At 53.5% G+C, this 381-nt stretch carries 1 rRNA gene; it reads right to left on the reverse strand.

The window, feature by feature from the left end:
• Positions 1 to 23 precede the first annotated feature (23 nt).
• Positions 24 to 381: ribosomal RNA gene (locus tag AS136_RS25960) — 23S ribosomal RNA — on the reverse strand; the annotation flags it as partial.

Here is a 381-nt window from a genome sequence, read left to right on the forward strand (position 1 = left end):
CGCCAAAACATCTTCGGCGTTGTAAGGTTAAGCCTCACGGTTCATTAGTACCGGTTAGCTCAACGCATCGCTGCGCTTACACACCCGGCCTATCAACGTCGTCGTCTTCAACGTTCCTTCAGGAGACTTATAGTCTCAGGGAGAACTCATCTCGGGGCAAGTTTCGTGCTTAGATGCTTTCAGCACTTATCTCTTCCGCATTTAGCTACCGGGCAGTGCCATTGGCATGACAACCCGAACACCAGTGATGCGTCCACTCCGGTCCTCTCGTACTAGGAGCAGCCCCCCTCAATTCTCCAGCGCCCACGGCAGATAGGGACCGAACTGTCTCACGACGTTCTAAACCCAGCTCGCGTACCACTTTAAATGGCGAACAGCCAT

It is taken from the genome of Klebsiella sp. D5A (assembly GCF_001620885.1).
Lineage (GTDB): Bacteria > Pseudomonadota > Gammaproteobacteria > Enterobacterales > Enterobacteriaceae > Klebsiella > Klebsiella variicola.